Below are 16276 nucleotides of genomic sequence, written 5' to 3'. Positions count from 1 at the left end.
GCCGACAAACAAGTAAAAAGTCTAAATTTTTGACTAAATTATAGATTGAAAATAACGATCGTGCTAAAATGAAATATCAGCTCATAACAGGAGAAAGTTCCTATGTCAACGATGACTGTCAAAGATGTTGAGCAAGTTCAAACCGCTTTTTCCGAAGCTGGTTTAGATTACCAAATTGAACTAGAAGACGGGAGACTTTCAATTATGGGCCCATCTGACATCGTATCCAGTGAAATCAGCAGCCGTCTCATTGCCTTTCTTTTCGCTTGGGTAAATCCCCGCCGTCTCGGACGAGTTTTTGACTCCGCAGGCGGCTTTATTATGCCAGATACTAACGTCAAAGCGCCCGATGTTTCCTTTGTGCGCGCCGCACGATTGCGCCAAAGTCCGCGTTATTTTGGACAGTTGGTTCCCGATTTGGTGGTAGAGATTAAGTCTCAAAGCGATCGCACGCAGCCTATCGAAACCAAGGTTTTGAAGTTTGTTGAGCTCGGAGCGATTGTCGGAATTGCGATCGATCCTGATGCAGAAACAGTGAAGATTTATCGATCGGCTGGCGAACCACAAATTTTACAAAATGGCGATATCTTAACATTACCAGAACTTTTCCCCGGTTGGGAATTGCCCGTTTCTGAACTGTGGCCTCCTATCTTTACAGAAGAAGAAACACAATTCTAGAAAAACTACAATATATCGCAACAAGTAGAGACTTAAACTCTTTCAACTTCTATTTTAGAACCTTGTGGCGACTTAAACACTTTAACTTGTGCGGGCAATCTTTCGCCCAATTCTCGAACGTGGGTAATCACTCCAATCATCCTGTCTCGCTGCCGCAAAGATTCTAAAATTTGAGTAACGCTTTCGAGAGTTTCGGTATCTAAAGTCCCAAATCCTTCATCGAGAAACAAGCTGCCCAAGTGAGATCCTTGAGACAGTTTTTCTGACAAAGCTAAAGCCATTGATAAGGAAGTGGCAAAGGTTTCGCCGCCGGAAAGGGTTCGCACTCGTCTAGCTTCGCCGCCGTTCCAATTATCTGCTACCCAGTATTCGCCGTCTTGGTTTCTTAATTTGTAGCGATTCTCAGTTAATTCTTGCAAAATTAATGTGGCGCTGCCGACTAATTCTGCTTCTAAATGTTCTAAAATGTAGGATTGAAATTCGTTGGATTTGAGATTCTGCGCTAAGGTGTGATAAGTTTGCTCTTGTTCTGTGAAATTTGTGATTTGCTGTGACAGTCTTTCGGCTTGTTCGAGATTTTGAGCTGCTACTTGAATCCAAGCTAAAAGTTCGGCGCGGTTGTTGTTGGCTTGTTTGAGGTTTTCTTGGGCGGTATGTTTTGCCGATCGCACTTGTGCTAAAGTATTCTCATCGGTAGTTCGGCCTGCGATCGCCTCGCTCAAATCTTTTGCCCGCGTCTCTAACTGAATTTTTGATTCGCGGTGAGAGCGAATAGCGTTTTCCCATTCTGATTGTTCCTTAACTGTCGCAACCGCTGCTAAAAAGGTCTCTTCGGTGAAATCAGCCGCCGTTAATTTTGCTGACCAATCCAGGTTTAGCTGCTGTTTCTGGGCTTGGGCTTGTCCAAAAACTTCTCCAGCTTGTTGCTCTCTCTCTGCTGCTTGAATAACCTTATTTTGAGCAGTTTGATAGGATTTTTCGGCAACTTTAAGCAGATTTGCCAAGTCTTGTTTGTCTTGTTCTAAGACTTTTGCTAAATTAGCATAAGGTTGATATTCGGTAATTTGATAAAGCGCATTTACACAACTTTGGAACTGCTGCTGGCGGCGGTCTGATTCGGCGATCGCATCTTGATATTCCTGCTGTTTAGCTGCTTGAGTCGCCACCGCCAAATTAAATCTTTCTTGAAAATTATCATATTCCAATGATGCCAGTTGGAACTGCTGTTCGGTTTCGCGGTATTGGCGATCGCTCTCTTTAAGGATTGCCAACTCCTGCTGCAACCCCAAGCTTTCCCATTGAGGATTTTCCAGAACTTGAGTGATTTGCTGCTGCAATTCTGCAACTCTATTCGCAGTTAATTCGAGCATTTGAGCAATTTCAGACTCTTTTTGCTGGCAAGCTGAAGCTGTACTTTTTGCCTCAGCAGCCCACCTTTGAGCATCTTGAAAAAGCTGATTTGCCCCCGCCAATTTCTGTCGCAAATCAGCGACATCGACAATATTAGAATCTGGCAAAGGAGGGAGGCTGTCGCTCTCAGGATGCACCCCCCCGCACACCGGGCAAGTATCGCCATAATTCAGTGACATTCTGATAGCAGCAACACTCTCTAAACGTGCCGCTTCCGCATTAGCGGTTTGGGCCACTTCTAACTCGCGATCGCACTCTTTTAGCCTGAGTTCAACTGCTTCTAAATTAGTGGTAGCCTTCACATAATTTTGTTGAGCTTTTTCCTTATCTGCCAGAGATTTATCCAACTGTTCTTGCTGAGTCTTTTGCTGCTTGGTAATTAGCTGAAGTTCCATCAATAAGGGTGAAATTTGCTGCAATTGCTCTAAACGCTTTCCTCCCGGCGCATACTGTTCGAGCTGCGCCGCTGCTTGAGTAACTCGAAAACCCGCGCCTTGAATTTTAGTGTTAGCAGCTTGCAGTTCTTTATCTGCTGCCATAAAAAAGCGGAGTTTTTCCTGTTGAATTTTTTGGGCAAGCGCAACTTCTTTTTCTAATTGAGCGCGCTGTTCTTCATATACTTTAGCAGCAGCTAGAGCATCTTCGCGAGCCTTAATTTGTGGCGCTAGCACCTCTTCTTTGGCTTTTGCCGCGTCAAGTTGCTGCTGCTCTACTGCTAGCTCAGAGCGAGCTTTAATTAACTGCTTTCGCGCTGCCACAGAGGCACTTTCGGCAGTTTCATACTGACTGCGAGCCGATCGCACTAAAGCCCAATCTCCCTGTAAATGATTGGCAGTTTGCGCTCTTTCTAAACGCTGTGCTAAAATTGCAACCTCAGCAGAATTAGCATTTAATTGGGTCAGTTGTTGTTGTAACTCTTGCCAGCGAGCGATTTGCGAAAATAGCTGTTCCTCTTCATCTAGAGCCTTCTGAGCTTTCATCACAGCGCGATCGAACTCAGGCAACTGCTGCTCTAAAATCAAAAGTTGCGATCGTCTTTGAGCCACCTCATCAGCCGTCGGCGCACTTAAATCCGCTAGCTGCCTTTCCACCATTTCCCGTTCCTGTTTCAGCAGCTTTGCGAGTTCATTTGTTTCCTTCCGCATCTGCTCAAAAATCTCAAATCCTGCTAGCTGCCGCAAAATTTCCCGACGTTTAGATGTATCCCCTTTAATAAACTCATCAAACTTGCCTTGAGGCAGAACAATTGCTCGCGTAAAAGTATCAAAATCCATTCCTAAAATCTGTTCAATGGTATTTTGAACAGCAACAATACTCGTTCCCAAAGTTTCCCATTGACCATTTTGCCAGTTGTCCAAAATCACCTTATTTTCAGGAGATTTCGGACGGAAACGCCACCTTCTCGTCACCCGATACTGTGCCGAACCCACAGCAAAACGCAACTGCACTTTTAAATTTTCGCTGCCTTGACTTGCCAAATCACTTACTTGTTTGCCGCTGCGAGTTGTCGTGCCAAAAAGAGCGTAAGTCATGGCATCTAACAGTGAAGATTTGCCCGCACCTGTAGCACCAGTAATTGCAAACAAATCGAGTTGAGAAAAATCTAAACGCTGTTCGCGGTGGAAGCTGGTAAATCCTTCGAGAATAAGTTCGAGTGGACGCATACTGATTTTAGATTTTAGATGGTGGATTTCTATTACTCTTTACCAGGCTCTGCCTGGTAACGCATATCCGGAGGCTCTGCCTCCAATTTTCCTATTTAAGCGCGAGGCAGAGCCTCTGGATATTGGTTCCCAGACGGAGGCTGGGAACCAGTTAATTTGGGATTTTGGATTGTATCTTTTTACCCATCTAATTATTAACTGTTTCCTTAAACTTCTTGTACAAATTTTTAAATTCCTCCAATACTGCCGGTTTTGGTGTCGTTCCCAAGCGGTTTTGATAATAGTTGCAAAACTCTGCTGCCGGATCGAAATTATTGGGATCGATATTAGTTATTTCGGTTGCTTCTAGCGCTGCGTCTGGATAGCGCGGTTCAATTAACAACGCTTGAGAACAGATTTGGCGCACTCGATCGGCAAGTCCGATTTGCGGACTGTCCAGTTCGACAATTACTTTCAAGAAACCCGGATGATACTGATGAGCTTGTAAAGTTTCATCGAGATTGTCGTTATGACATTTAAGCACTTTTAACGGCTTGTGGCAAGCCACAGGCTTAAATTCCACCTTTGCCTGACTTCCCGGCTCAACTTCTATCAAGCAAAATCCTTTTTCCTGTTCCGCTTCTCCAAAATCTAATTGAATCAAAGAACCGGAATAATAAGCGGGAGAAGTCTCAGAAATCCGCTGGTGAATGTGGATGTGTCCGAGGGCAACATACTGAGCTTCCGGGGGCAGAGTTTCTGATGACAGCAGGTATTTTTCTCGCGTGTAATAAGCGACTTCGGATTTTGCCAACCGAGCGCCGTCAATGCTCATGTGTCCCATGAGAATATTCACAGTATTGTCTCTAAACTCTCTGGTTAAATCTTCGAGTAAATATGCTACTATTTCGCGGTAATCTTTGCGGCGATCGGCATCGCCCGACTGCCAGAGAGAATTAGCATCTAACAGTCTTTGTTCGGAAGCAAAAGGCATCGCTCCCACACAAAGTTTACCGCTTTTTGTATTGAGAGTAATCGTGCCGCCGTCGGCGGAAAGCCTGGGTTTGCCTAAAGCGCGAACACCGGCGAGGGAAAGCAATTGCGCGATGCTGTCGATGCGGGATGCCGAATCGTGATTACCGGCGATCGCAATTGCGGGAATTCCTGCCGCTTGGAGTTCGCAGAAAAAGTTATAAGCAATGCGTTCGGCGTAAGCGGGAGGGTTGGGCACGTCGAAAATGTCGCCCGCAACGAGCACAGCATCGACATCTAACGCTTTTGCTTGCTTCAAAATCTGTTCCAGGGCGATCGCAATTTCAAAAGTGCGATCGATCCCTCGGAAACGCCGCCCTAAATGCCAGTCAGCAGTATGAATTATTCGCATAGTACAAGGATTTTTTTGTTTATTTTAACTGAGATGTTGTACCATTTTCAAGAACGGGCTCTTCGGCCCGTTCCACAAAGAATAAATTTCTTGTGGAACGGGCATCTTGCCCGTTCATAAAAGCCTGATTTAAAATGGTAAAATATTTCAGTTTTAATGCTTTGTGCGATCTCGCTATAAATATCTGCCACTGTTTATGCCTCTTCCTGTTCTCTAATTGCTATTTCAATCTCATCAGGATATGCCTCAGCATAAGCCCAAGCATTCGCCAAATCAGCGGCACGCAGAGTCGGATAGTCTTCTAGGAGTTCAGCTTCAGAAATACCTAAACGGCGAGCATTCACCAGCACCCAAACAGGAATTCGCGTTTGTCTGATGCAAGCATCGCCGCCGCACACGCCGGGAGTCTTTTGAATTCCCGACCAAAATTTTCTTAAACTTTGGGCTAGTAATTCTATAGCTTGAGCCTTCTCTTCGGGAGTTAAAGCTAAGAGTTGCGCTTGCAATTCTTTCAGTGTCGTATTTGCAGTTATTGAGTTCATAAATATTAACTTTTTTTTGCCATACAGGTATTCTAGCACTGGTGGCTAACTCCCAACTTTCATTCAACCGGCTTCACATCGTGAAACCGACTATAATCAACCACCCGCCCTCCCGTCGCCGATTTCAAAAGAATATCTACAAACCGCATATTCCACATAATTTCAGACGCCACAAAAGAATGTCGCGCATGAATAGTTTGCGAAACTGTTTCGTCAATTCCTGTTAACGTAATTACAATTTCCGCTTGCTGTTCCATCAAGTCTTGGGCAGTAAGTTGGTACAAAGGACTGTTCTCATCAATTGCGTGCATAACCGTCCAAGTTAATGCAAAAACCGGAGAGTGACTTCGCATCAATTGCAAATCGTAAAAACGCCGCATAAATTCTCCTTCCGCTGTTACCTCGTCACGGATCAAAGTAGCTCGCTGCTGCGCTTCTAAAATTTGGTTAAAACGCTGATTTGCAGTGCGGTACATCAGAGTCGGAACACCGTTGAAAGGAGCGATCACAGCTACGCGGCTGAAGATAACTCTAGCTGTTGGTCGAGAAAATCTCGAAAAAGCCAGTCCCGTCACCATCGCTACTCCCCACAAACCAAAAAGTGCTTCGATCGCAACTATAGTATTAGCGTAATCCGTGCGCGGATACATGGCGCCGTAGCCGATCGTCGCCATTGTTTGCACGCTGAAATAAAAAGCATCTTGGAAAGAACCCGGCCGCGCGTTAGCAATGCAATCTCCTCCCGCCAAGTAAGCTAAGGCAAATAAAGAATTCGCGACTGTATAGGAGAGACAAATCAGGATGAAAAATCGAGGCCAAGAAAGAGTTAGCAGCCTGTGGTAGAGGTCTGCAAAATGCAGGCGAGGTACTCCCAACTTGACAATATTTAAGGGGAATTGTCCTTGGCGGCTGACTAAACGAGTCTGTTCCTGGCGGTTGCGGGGAATTTTCATTGCGATTTGTAACTGCGGCTGTTTCAATTTGTAACTATTGCTTTGACCGGGAAAACTTATCCTTTAGACTGATGTCTGATTCCAAAAATTCGGATAAAAGCGGAGTTTAGAAATGGTTGAGCTTAACTGGCATGACTATCTCGTTATGGTTTCTTTTGTGGCATCTATTGCGGGTCTAGTCCTGCTGGGTGATAATCGTGACTCGCAGCCAACGGACGATCGCACTTTGAGCGAAGAAATTCTAATCAAGATGAGCTTTACTTACTGGATAGTGTACTGCATCTCTTTTTTCGGGCTGAAACTTCACCTACCAGAGGATAGCTGGTTATTGCTCAGTTTAAAGCTGACTACGGTTCTTTCTTACTTATTGACTGCTTCTAGCATACTCAGCCTGCCGCTGCAACGCATGGCTGTCCGACGAGTTGAAGATTAACAAAAAGTGTTTGTAGTGAGGACTTCAGTTTTTTCGATCGCGGTGAAGAAAAACTAAAGTCCTGACTGCAAAGCTATTTGAGTAATATTACCGGGCAATCCGCTCACAGTTAGCTGTGAGTATGCCGCGAACTTAGTGGCTTAGGATTTAAAGCCTTTAGAGCTTTTCTTTTTATCCTGGGGTTTGGACTTTGACTTATTAACTTCGCCTAAAGCTTCCTGAAATAAGTTGTGCAGGTGCACGGGAACGCTGGCAATTTCCGGGAGTTCGGGTTCTAAGGGTTTTTTAAACTCTTGCAGCAAGGCATCTAAATCGCGATCGAGCTGAAAGTCTGTACGTTCCAATACAGTTTGCAAAATTTGTTCTAATTTCGCTGGATTAACTTTAGCTAACCGTTGCCAAATCCAGACATTAATTGCAGGATCTTCTAGATAGTTACGCACCAGCTTTTCGTAACCGGGAACGGTTGAAAAGTCTTCGGCTGCTAGCAGTGCAGTAAATTGAGCGTAAGTAGACAAAAAGGTTTGTCCCCAGCGAGGATGAGAAAGTGCACTCACCTGTTCGGCTTTCTTGAAGCGATCGGGCAATTCGACTTTCGGCATTACCATTTTTGCACTAGCATTGCTGTCGAGCATTACCTCAACTGCGTTAGCATCAGCACCTGCTGCGGCGATGGCGGCTGCTTTGACTTCTTCTCGATCGACTCCGGCATCTTCAACGATATCCGCCAGAGATTTACTTCCATCAACGCCGATATCAGCTAGGCGTTTTTTAGTGATAAATTCCTGAAATTCAGTCAACTGTTTATTCAGGTGATACCCCGATAGCGTCAATTCCTCACTGCCAAAAAATTCGGTAAAATCTTCGTGGTACTTTTCTACCGACTCCCAAGCTTGCTCTAACAATTCCGGGGCATCGCTGTACAGGTTCTGTTTGTGATTTTGCTTGAAATTACCGATCGCCACCGCCAACTTCGGCTTACCCAATTTCCCCTTCATAATGGGAGAGCTCGAAAGTATCCACCAGTCATCGGTAAGGGGAGAAATCCTAGCCAGCAAGATTTCTCCTAACTTAAAGCGAGACATTTCTGCCAGAAAATTAGGACTGTTAGGCTTGACAACGTAGTGCTTAGCCGTCAGCCAGTTCATCAGTTCAAACCTGTCGGGGGAAAGTTGAGTGATTTCAAATAAGCCAGTGAAGCTTCTGTGCTCCCAACTTTCGAGCAAGCTAAGATCGCTCTCGGTTAAATCCGGCTGACTTTCGACAAATAGGTCGATCGGCGTTTTCTCTCCGACTTTACCTTCGATGGTAAAACTGTCAATCACTTGATTTTGCTGAGCAATATCGTAGCGCTCGCCGGTCGATCGAGCTGCTGCAAAAGCTTCCAAAGCTACCGCCAACTCTCCCTCAGCATCCAGCACAAAGTCAATTAAATTTTGCTTGAGTGTCCAAGCTCTTTCCAACATTTCATCCACAAGTAATACCAATTTTGAATGAGAGGATTTAGGTTAACAATTATCGGAGTTGAAGCCACCGACGCTTTACGATCCGGCTGCGATTGAAGAAAGCGCATCGCGAACAATGACAGAAATATGCAATCGATGCCTCAGTCCTGAATAAGTTTAATTTTAAGGCTAATAGTCAAAAAAAAATGTTAATCTCAAACGGAAGCATCCCGATTTGGTAAAAAGCATTTTTTAGGAGTGCGATCGTCCCGCACAGCAAAGCCTCTACGTCTCTAGCGAGTTCTCACAGCGAACAGTCCTGTGATATCATTTCCGGTCGATTAGCCCTAATATGGTAGGGGCGGGTTCACGAAAAATATCTGCCAATAATTGACAATCTCAAAAACCCGCCCTTTTAGTCGCGGTCACTCGATCGAACATGATATGAAATAAAAATCGTGCTAAAAAATGCGATTTCAAGCGAGCATAAAAATACCCTCTCCGATGTAGAGAGGGGCTGAAAATCCCCAAAAACTTCGCTAAACTCGCGTTAAAAACTGTGTTACCTATCAACAACAGTCTCAGACGCAGCAGCCGGGTTTTTTTGATCAAACACTTCCCTCCATTCCGGTATCCGGCTAAAAATCACCGGAATGCTTGAGTTTGTGTGTCTCCAAGACTGAGAAATATTTGGTGTAAGCCCTTAGCGGCCGTCTTTGTCAATGTCGCCAGGAACAGCCCGTTCCACCCGATCCCAAGCGTCGCGCGTGGCGTGCTTAGCTTTTTCCCAAGTCACATTAGACTTACCGCGATTTGTTTCGTAGTCGCGCTGCAAATCCGGTTCGATCTCGTGGTATTTCTTACCAGTAGCGCCATAGCGACTGTATCCCTCATAACCCGTGCGGTATGCAGGCTGATAGTCTTCGTAAGTCGCGCTCGTGTCCACGTAAGGACGGGAACTGTAGTTGCTTTGCCAGTAAGCCTCTTCTACCGTGGGGTCGATCGCCTCGCCCACACCTTTGCCCGCCAAACCGCCGCCAAAGGCACCCACAACAGCGCCGACAACTGCTCCTACAGGCCCGCCGATGGCACCGCCGATCGCAGCACCCGCAGCACCGGCACTCGCCGCACCAATACCCGTTGCGACTGGATGAGCCCCGGTTTCCCCCGAAAGCGGATCTAGGTTAGCATCAGGTTCATGTACCGTTTTTTTGTCATCGCTCATGATATTTTTTCCTTTTATCTAACTGTAACTATGATTAAATTTACCTTTTAAATTCATATCTATTCATCTGCCTTAAGGATGAAGCTGCTAGCTTCAAAAGGAAGGAAACGATCAAATACTTCTCGACTCAAAAACGAGTTTTACACGCTACTCTCAAGGGATAAGGTGCGCCGAGGCGCACCCTAGATCGTGATGTTCAAGTGAGTTCTAAACTCGGCTCCCTTGTTTATTCACTGAAGCTGTTTATTTACCAGCAACTTGAGTTAGATATAAATCTCTGGATTTATTAGTTGCCAGTTACCTTTTCGATCAACTCTTCAGCTTTTTGAACTATGCCTTCTTGCGGGTGTTCTCCCTTGTACTCCTTTAAGCTTTCGTCGTAAGCTTTCTCGACCGTTGCAGGATTTTGAGAGGTTTTGACTATTTCTTCGTAAGCTGCTTGGGGATTGAGATCCTCGAAACTTTCTGCGGGGTCAGTAATTTTAGCTTCTGGCTGCGCCTGACTCCTGTCTTGACCTGCGTAAGCAGCCTGACTGGGTACTATCGCTAGACTTAGCAGACCAATGAACGCCAGGGTACATACCAGCAAAATGCTTTGGCTCAATGTTTGTCCTAGAGCTTTTAAAACCCGCTTCATATCAACTTCTCCTCGTATTTTTCCGCAAAAATCATGGTGTTTGTCGCCCCTTCACTGCGATCGCACATTGACAACCTTGGTTCAAGCGCATTCTTTGTCGCAGCTACCGCATCTAGAGCGAGCCAAAAGGGATGTTTCCCGTGACATCCCATATCTTAAGCGCCTGCTTGTTATTATTACTTCTACCAAAAGATAGATTAGTTATACAAGCGGAACTCATCTCCTATCAGGGGCGATCGCAATTCCTGCGAGGAACCCTATCTAGGGGTTTTCCCATCAATTAAGAAGCCCCTGACTCTTCTTTTTAGGCGCGTCTTTCGCGTCTTCGCAGTTCTGGCAAAAATCCTATTTTCCAAGATTTTAAATTGCTATAAATAACCTAACTAACTACAAAAGAACCTGCTCTATGTCTAGTTTTCTGTTCTGCATAGCTCGTTCAAATAGCTCAGTAGAAAGAGCTTGTTCGACCGACCAAACGCCCGGTTTTTCCAGTTTTCCTTCTAACATTAATTGAGCTATGCTGCCAGTACCGATGCCCGTAGCGACTGCTGCACTAGGGTGTATCGCTGTCGAGCAAACTTTAGCGGGTTGACCGTTTTTGAGACCGGTCACTTGCGATCGCACTGCCACACCAACCCCACTAAAACTATTACTAACACTGGTCATCCCGTAACTGACGTAGGAGAGAAATTCAATCACGGAGTTATTTTTGAGCCAGCTAGCGGGCCAATACTTGGCAACAAACCAGGTAAGGTGATTGTAAAGGTCGGGAGACGTACCGAATTTAGTCACAACTGATTTGACGGGGAAAGTTTCGGGCAAAGTGATTGCTTCCGGCATATCGAACCAGTAAACGCCTGTGTTGCCGTAGGGTGCTGGAAATTCAATTGTTTCGCGATCGCTGTAGGGTTTTACTTGCTGCCACTTGCGATCGGCCCAAACGTCAAAAGGAGTTTGCAAACCTAAAAAAGTGGTTCTCATAACGGTAACGCCAGCACCGCCAGAACCTCCGACAACATAACTCAAATGGATGTTTTCTGCTTCATCTAATTGTTCCACATCTCGCCGCACCATGCTATTAGACACACCGGGAAAAATGCCAGTGTTAATAATAGCAGTAATCCCAGAATTTTTAGCTGTTTCGCGCAATTCTAAAGCTCTGCGAGTAAAACTGCGGCTGTCGCTGACATCAGTATAATTAACACCTGCTTCTATGCAAGTTTTCAGTACACTAGCGTCTCGGTAGTGAAAAGGCCCCGCACAGTGAACGACGAGATTAGAGGATGAAACCGCTTGGTGCAGGGCTGCACTGTCTGCTAAATCTAAAGTTTGATACTGCACCCTATCCGGCGGCAATCCTGGCCCAATAGAGGCTTCAGAGTTGCGTCCGGTAACAGTAATTTCCGCGTCGGTATGAGTAACAAGGTCTTGGGCAACGCTGCTGCCAATTCGTCCCCGCCCACCGACAATCAAAACTCGGTTTGCCATCGCTAAAAAAAGGGTAACGCCACTTCTCAGTCTCTCAACTTGGGGCCGGCGTTTTCATCCGCATAAAGTATGAATTGAGGAGAATGCGAGATGTTGGGGGATCGGCGGCGCCCTGATTCGGAGATGGGGAGCGACTTCTACCAGGGGCTTGCCTGTTCTGCTAAATTATATATTTGACTGCAATACTAAGTTCAAAAATGCTTTTAGCGTTAACTTGTTATTCTCATATTGAGAATTTTATCGATGGAAGATGCTCTAGGATGACAAAATATTTTAACAGCTTTGATGAAACGCAAACCGTCGCCACCCAGCCCGAAAGATTCACAGGCTTTAGAAAGGGTATTGAGGGCGATCGCAAATCGTTTTCCCTTCACAGGGAATCAACCAGAAAAAATTATCGCACTTGCCAACAGATAAATCAATACAAACAAACAAACAAACGCAGATGTGATTCATCTGCGTCTATCTGCCCTCATCTGCGGTTGCTAAAAACCTTACTTCTCATTACTCCGAAATACCGACTTCCCCTTCGCTTTCAGAGTATTAGCCGCATCTGCTAAAGTCTGCGCGAAAGGCTGCTGCGAGTGCATGAAAACGCGAGCGGTATTGCGTCCCGGCATCCCAGAAATTGAGCCACCCGGATGCGTTCCCGCCCCCGTGAGGAACAAACCATCGATCGGCGTTTTGTAATTCGCCAACTCCGGCAAAGGACGGAAAAATATCATCTGATCTAGCGTCATATCAACGTGATAATAATTCCCTTTCAAAGCCCCCAAACGCTCTCCCAATTCTGCCGGACTTTCCACGTGGCGCCCTATAATTGAATTTTTGATATTTGGCGCGTATTCTGCTAATTTATCAATGCAGCGATCGGCAACTTTGTTTTTCAGCTCATCCGTCCAACCCGTACCGTGCTGGCCGGTTCCTTCAGCATTTTCGATCTGGTAAGGAGCAAAAAATTCAATCCAAGCCGTATGATGTCCGGGGGGAGCCATTGACGGGTCTAGTACCGTCGGAAACACTACATACATCGATGGGTCAGAGTCGGGAATTCTGCCGATTGAAGGCTCGCTGTGAGCAATTTCAACGTGTTTCACCGAGTCTGCAATTAAAACCGAACCAATTAAATATTCGTCCCGATGATTCCAGCGATCGAACTTGGGCATTTCATTGAGAGCTAAGTCTATTTTGAGAATAGTCTCGTTGTTGTTAACAATTTTGCGCTCCAATCTTTCCCGCAAATCCGGGTCGGCACTGTCAACATCGTTGGAGTCCATTAAGTGCAGAAACAAGCGCTTAGCATCAATATTAGAAATGACACCTTTTGTCGCACGGTATTCCGTGCCGTTGGCAACTCGAACTCCCACAGCGCGACCATCATCAACTAATATTTTCTCGACGTGCTGGTCGGTAAGTACCACACCGGAATAGCTTTTCACTAAATTGAGCAGCGCTTGCACTAATGCACCCGTCCCACCGCGCGGTCTTGCCATGCCGGGATTGTGTCTCATTGCCAGCATAATTGCGCCTACAGCAAGGGTTTTTTGCGAAGGAGGCGCGCCTAGTTCTGCGGCGAATCTTGCTAGGGGTGCTTTGATAAATTCCTCGTCAAACCACTCGTTGAGAAGGTCTTCAGCGCTGGTGAGCATCGTGCGAACAAAGTCCAGCGTTTTGTCGGGTGAACCGATGACTGACAATAAATCTTTGATTTTTGAAATATCGTAGTTGCCCAGAATATCTACGATCGATTTTGGTGGCGCATTAAACATCGGAACCATTGCCCCTAAAGCCCGCTGCCAAAAGTCTGTATATTCGGCATATTTTTTAGCGTCGCGCTCGTTGTAGCGGGCAATTTCAGCACAAGTTTTTTCAACGGATTTGTGCGCTAAGAAATATTTACCGTCGGGATGCGGACAAAAGGCCACTGGATCGCAGAAAAGATATTCTAAACCGTATTTTTCCAGTTCTAATTCTTCTACAACTGGCCCTAAATGGATAAACTCGTGGTCGATCGCGCACATATTGAATTTAAAATCCGGTAATTCGGGAATGGCCGCTTCAGTAGTTGCTGCGCCCCCGGGAACCGAACGTTTTTCTAACAACAGGACGGTATATCCAGCTTTCAGCAGATAAGATGCACAGACGAGTCCGTTGTGACCTGCGCCTATGATAATGACATCATACGTTTGCATAGATGAAGTTCTAGGGAGAGGATATTTTGCTTATTTTACAAATGTTAACAAGTTGGCTGTCTCTACCAATAGAAATAGATTCATTGTCAGTAAGCCCTTTTAGCATATTACAAAAGAGGGAGCTTTGACAAAATTCTGTTGTGCGATCGCCCTGATTTCTGCTTAAACTTACCGAGCACTCACCCTTCTCCAATTGCGCCAATATTGTACTATATTTAGGCAAATTTATCTGCGTTCAATTAAACAATTTACGCAAAGGAAGTAAGAAGGAAGAAGGAAGAGGAAAGGGGGCATAGGGAATAGGGAAGAGAAACAGTTTTGAGATTGCTTTTTTCCTTGCAAGACGGGGAGTGGAAGGAGTTAAGCCCTAGGAAAAATACTTACTCCACACTCAAAACTGCTAGCCAATTACCTATTAGTACATTGAGACATATTACTTTAGTTGCTGGAGCGCAGCCTCAGCTTTTTTGGCACCATCATTGTTGCCTTGCTGGCGGTAAGTGTCGAGGGCTTGTTTAAAAGCTTCAATTGCTTCGGATTTGCGATCGCGCGCTTTGAGTGCCGTACCCATATTATAATAAGCTTCTGCCCGGTTTGGATCGAGTCCAATCACTCGCCTAAAAGTGGTAATGGCTCCTAAAAAATCTTGTTTTTTCAGTTGAATTTCGCCGATTCCTGCGTGTGCTTCCACTAAATTCGGTCGCACCGCAATAGCCCGCTGATAAGCTATAAGCGCTCCGTCGAAGTCGTTTTGAGCCTGGAGAAGTTCGCCAATTTCTAGCTGCACTTCTGGATTCCGGGGCTCCAATTTGGCAGCTTCTTCAAAAGCTGCTAGCCCTTCGGAAGTATAGCCGGCACGCAGCAAAGCAGTGCCTAATTTTAACTGGACACCTGCTTGTTTGGGAGCGAGTTGGGCTGCTTCTTGGAGCACGGTGACAGCACTGGCAAAACTTCCCTGCTGGATCAATACTAAACCCATTGAAGAATAAGCTTGCCAACTTTTTGGATCGAGGGCGATCGCCTCTTGGTATGCTTTAAAAGAACCGCTGTAATCTTTTTGCTGAAAGAGTACCACTCCCAGACCGATGCGGGCATTGACATTTTTGCGATCGAGCGCAGCGGCGCGGCGATAAGCTGTGGCTGCTGCGGGGTAGTTTTGTAAATTCGCCATAGCATATCCTAATGCGTATTGGAAGTCCGCATTGTTCGGTTCCAGACCGATCGCTTGTTGGTAAAATTCTACTGAGGCTTCATAGTTGCCTTGACGCGCTTCTAAATAGCCAATACCAGAAAAAATGCGCGGGTTTTCCGTATCTAAACGCGCAGCTTCCTGATAAATGGCGATCGCCCTACTGTAGTCTCCTACATCTACAAACTCGCGCCCTTGTCGCAGCAGAGCATCTAAATTTGAATCATTTTGAGGGTTGACTTGAACGACTGTTTCTGCTGAGAGCGCCCGAAGCGGCGCTGCGACAGCGAATCCTGCTATTAGCAACGTACTGAATACCAAGAGACTTTGTTTGTGCACGGCCATGTGTTTCAAAGAGTATGTGGAATGGAAGAGCGAGTTGCTGTCAGCTTGACAAGCTGACAACTTATGATTTACCAGGAATGTTTGAGTGGCGAGATGTAGTAAATCTACAGAACAAGACCCACTCAAAATTTTCGTGATTGAGGCCAACTGATGATTGTAACAACAACTGATATCATCCAAGGAGCAGAAATTCAATCTTACCTGGGAATTGTAACTGCTGAGGTTGTCTACGGCACCAATGCCCTGCGAGATTTCTTCGCGGGCATTCGCGACATCATCGGCGGCCGCACCGGCAGTTACGAGGAAGTGTTTCTCAAAGGACAGCGAGATGCCCTCGCGGAACTCGAAAAACGGGCCCAGCGCCTCGGCGCCAATGCCGTAATCGGGGTGGAAGTTGACACCGGCACGATTAATGTAGACTCCAGCGGGGCTTTGCTGCTGATTACTGCCGTTGGAACGGCTGTAAGATTGCGTTAAGCAGTTTTTTCTGTATACGTCCGCATTTCCTGTATACATCCGGGAACTTTTCCAACGGGATAAAATAGTTATGAGTCATCAGTCATCAGTCATCAGTCATTAGCTAATAGCGGGTGGCTGGGGGCGGATGACTTTTTCGTTTCTTTCTTCAGACATAGATACTGGTTATTTCCCCAGGCAGATATAGTTTTTATCAATCTCAGCCACAATCAATGCTTAAGTGAAAGATTGTTAA

Annotated in this window: 14 protein-coding genes; 4 read left to right on the top strand and 10 right to left on the bottom strand. The window is 45.8% G+C overall.

Annotated features, from left to right (window positions below; all coding sequences use genetic code 11):
- Positions 1-102: 102 nt before the first annotated feature.
- Positions 103-678, top strand: coding sequence for a Uma2 family endonuclease (locus QUB26_RS01245; protein WP_333240534.1), 576 nt, complete (start codon positions 103-105; stop codon positions 676-678).
- Between the two features lie 32 nt (positions 679-710).
- On the opposite strand, the gene QUB26_RS01240 is transcribed toward QUB26_RS01245, so the two are convergent.
- The 4 genes from QUB26_RS01240 to QUB26_RS01225 all read right to left on the bottom strand — a co-directional run bounded on the left by QUB26_RS01240 (position 711) and on the right by QUB26_RS01225 (position 6610).
- Positions 711-3752: an SMC family ATPase gene (locus tag QUB26_RS01240; protein WP_333316212.1), complete on the bottom strand. Its 3042-nt coding sequence runs from the start codon at positions 3750-3752 to the stop codon at positions 711-713.
- A gap of 187 nt (positions 3753-3939) precedes the next feature.
- Entirely contained in the window at positions 3940-5115 is a 1176-nt protein-coding gene (locus QUB26_RS01235) for an exonuclease SbcCD subunit D (RefSeq protein ID WP_333240529.1), read from the bottom strand.
- Positions 5116-5309: 194 nt separating this feature from the next.
- Positions 5310-5657 (bottom strand): DUF433 domain-containing protein, encoded by a 348-nt coding sequence (locus tag QUB26_RS01230; protein ID WP_333240524.1) that lies wholly within the window; start codon positions 5655-5657, stop codon positions 5310-5312.
- Between the two features lie 59 nt (positions 5658-5716).
- Positions 5717-6610: an ion channel gene (locus QUB26_RS01225; protein ID WP_333316210.1), complete on the bottom strand. Its 894-nt coding sequence runs from the start codon at positions 6608-6610 to the stop codon at positions 5717-5719.
- A gap of 145 nt (positions 6611-6755) precedes the next feature.
- On the opposite strand from QUB26_RS01225, the gene QUB26_RS01220 reads away from it, so the two are divergent.
- Positions 6756-7043: a hypothetical protein gene (locus tag QUB26_RS01220; protein WP_333316208.1), complete on the top strand. Its 288-nt coding sequence runs from the start codon at positions 6756-6758 to the stop codon at positions 7041-7043.
- 140 nt (positions 7044-7183) lie between these two features.
- On the opposite strand, the gene QUB26_RS01215 is transcribed toward QUB26_RS01220, so the two are convergent.
- The 4 genes from QUB26_RS01215 to QUB26_RS01200 all read right to left on the bottom strand — a co-directional run bounded on the left by QUB26_RS01215 (position 7184) and on the right by QUB26_RS01200 (position 11838).
- Positions 7184-8509, bottom strand: a complete 1326-nt coding sequence (locus QUB26_RS01215) for a hypothetical protein (protein ID WP_333316285.1) — start codon at positions 8507-8509, stop codon at positions 7184-7186.
- 682 nt (positions 8510-9191) lie between these two features.
- On the bottom strand, positions 9192-9713 hold the full coding sequence (locus QUB26_RS01210; protein ID WP_333240516.1) for a hypothetical protein: 522 nt from the start codon (positions 9711-9713) through the stop codon (positions 9192-9194).
- Positions 9714-9999: 286 nt separating this feature from the next.
- A complete protein-coding gene (locus tag QUB26_RS01205) occupies positions 10000-10350 on the bottom strand; it encodes a hypothetical protein (RefSeq protein WP_333240513.1) in 351 nt (116 codons plus the stop codon).
- A 387-nt stretch (positions 10351-10737) separates the two neighbouring features.
- Entirely contained in the window at positions 10738-11838 is a 1101-nt protein-coding gene (locus QUB26_RS01200) for a saccharopine dehydrogenase NADP-binding domain-containing protein (protein WP_333240511.1), read from the bottom strand.
- Between the two features lie 285 nt (positions 11839-12123).
- Between QUB26_RS01200 and QUB26_RS01195 the strand changes: the two genes are divergently transcribed.
- The gene (locus tag QUB26_RS01195) at positions 12124-12255 is read left to right on the top strand and encodes a hypothetical protein (protein WP_333240508.1); all 132 of its coding nucleotides are present in this window, start codon (positions 12124-12126) and stop codon (positions 12253-12255) included.
- A gap of 77 nt (positions 12256-12332) precedes the next feature.
- Here QUB26_RS01195 and crtO read toward each other — a convergent pair whose 3' ends face one another.
- Together crtO and QUB26_RS01185 are read right to left on the bottom strand one after the other, a co-directional pair.
- A complete protein-coding gene (gene crtO / locus QUB26_RS01190) occupies positions 12333-14030 on the bottom strand; it encodes a beta-carotene ketolase CrtO (RefSeq protein ID WP_333316206.1) in 1698 nt (565 codons plus the stop codon).
- Between the two features lie 433 nt (positions 14031-14463).
- Positions 14464-15564, bottom strand: coding sequence for a tetratricopeptide repeat protein (locus QUB26_RS01185; protein ID WP_333316204.1), 1101 nt, complete (start codon positions 15562-15564; stop codon positions 14464-14466).
- Between the two features lie 150 nt (positions 15565-15714).
- Here QUB26_RS01185 and QUB26_RS01180 point away from each other — a divergent pair, with 150 nt between their 5' ends.
- A complete protein-coding gene (locus tag QUB26_RS01180) occupies positions 15715-16041 on the top strand; it encodes a YbjQ family protein (protein ID WP_172184303.1) in 327 nt (108 codons plus the stop codon).
- Positions 16042-16276 lie beyond the last annotated feature (235 nt).

Source organism: Microcoleus sp. B4-C1 (genome assembly GCF_036705285.1).
In the GTDB taxonomy this organism is placed as follows: domain Bacteria; phylum Cyanobacteriota; class Cyanobacteriia; order Cyanobacteriales; family Microcoleaceae; genus Microcoleus.
The sequence above is the reverse complement of the archived record's forward strand: the minus strand, read 5'-3'. Positions and strand labels throughout refer to the sequence as shown.

Excerpts from the sequence above, each read along its gene's own strand:
- QUB26_RS01245 (WP_333240534.1), top strand. The coding sequence starts at position 103 with ATGTCAACGATGACTGTCAAAGATGTTGAGCAAGTTCAAACCGCTTTT.
- QUB26_RS01240 (WP_333316212.1), bottom strand. The coding sequence starts at position 3,752 with ATGCGTCCACTCGAACTTATTCTCGAAGGATTTACCAGCTTCCACCGC.
- QUB26_RS01235 (WP_333240529.1), bottom strand. The coding sequence starts at position 5,115 with ATGCGAATAATTCATACTGCTGACTGGCATTTAGGGCGGCGTTTCCGA.
- QUB26_RS01230 (WP_333240524.1), bottom strand. The coding sequence starts at position 5,657 with ATGAACTCAATAACTGCAAATACGACACTGAAAGAATTGCAAGCGCAA.
- QUB26_RS01225 (WP_333316210.1), bottom strand. The coding sequence starts at position 6,610 with ATGAAAATTCCCCGCAACCGCCAGGAACAGACTCGTTTAGTCAGCCGC.
- QUB26_RS01220 (WP_333316208.1), top strand. The coding sequence starts at position 6,756 with ATGGTTTCTTTTGTGGCATCTATTGCGGGTCTAGTCCTGCTGGGTGAT.
- QUB26_RS01215 (WP_333316285.1), bottom strand. The coding sequence starts at position 8,509 with ATGTTGGAAAGAGCTTGGACACTCAAGCAAAATTTAATTGACTTTGTG.
- QUB26_RS01210 (WP_333240516.1), bottom strand. The coding sequence starts at position 9,713 with ATGAGCGATGACAAAAAAACGGTACATGAACCTGATGCTAACCTAGAT.
- QUB26_RS01205 (WP_333240513.1), bottom strand. The coding sequence starts at position 10,350 with ATGAAGCGGGTTTTAAAAGCTCTAGGACAAACATTGAGCCAAAGCATT.
- QUB26_RS01200 (WP_333240511.1), bottom strand. The coding sequence starts at position 11,838 with ATGGCAAACCGAGTTTTGATTGTCGGTGGGCGGGGACGAATTGGCAGC.
- QUB26_RS01195 (WP_333240508.1), top strand. The coding sequence starts at position 12,124 with ATGAAACGCAAACCGTCGCCACCCAGCCCGAAAGATTCACAGGCTTTA.
- crtO (WP_333316206.1), bottom strand. The coding sequence starts at position 14,030 with ATGCAAACGTATGATGTCATTATCATAGGCGCAGGTCACAACGGACTC.
- QUB26_RS01185 (WP_333316204.1), bottom strand. The coding sequence starts at position 15,564 with ATGGCCGTGCACAAACAAAGTCTCTTGGTATTCAGTACGTTGCTAATA.
- QUB26_RS01180 (WP_172184303.1), top strand. The coding sequence starts at position 15,715 with ATGATTGTAACAACAACTGATATCATCCAAGGAGCAGAAATTCAATCT.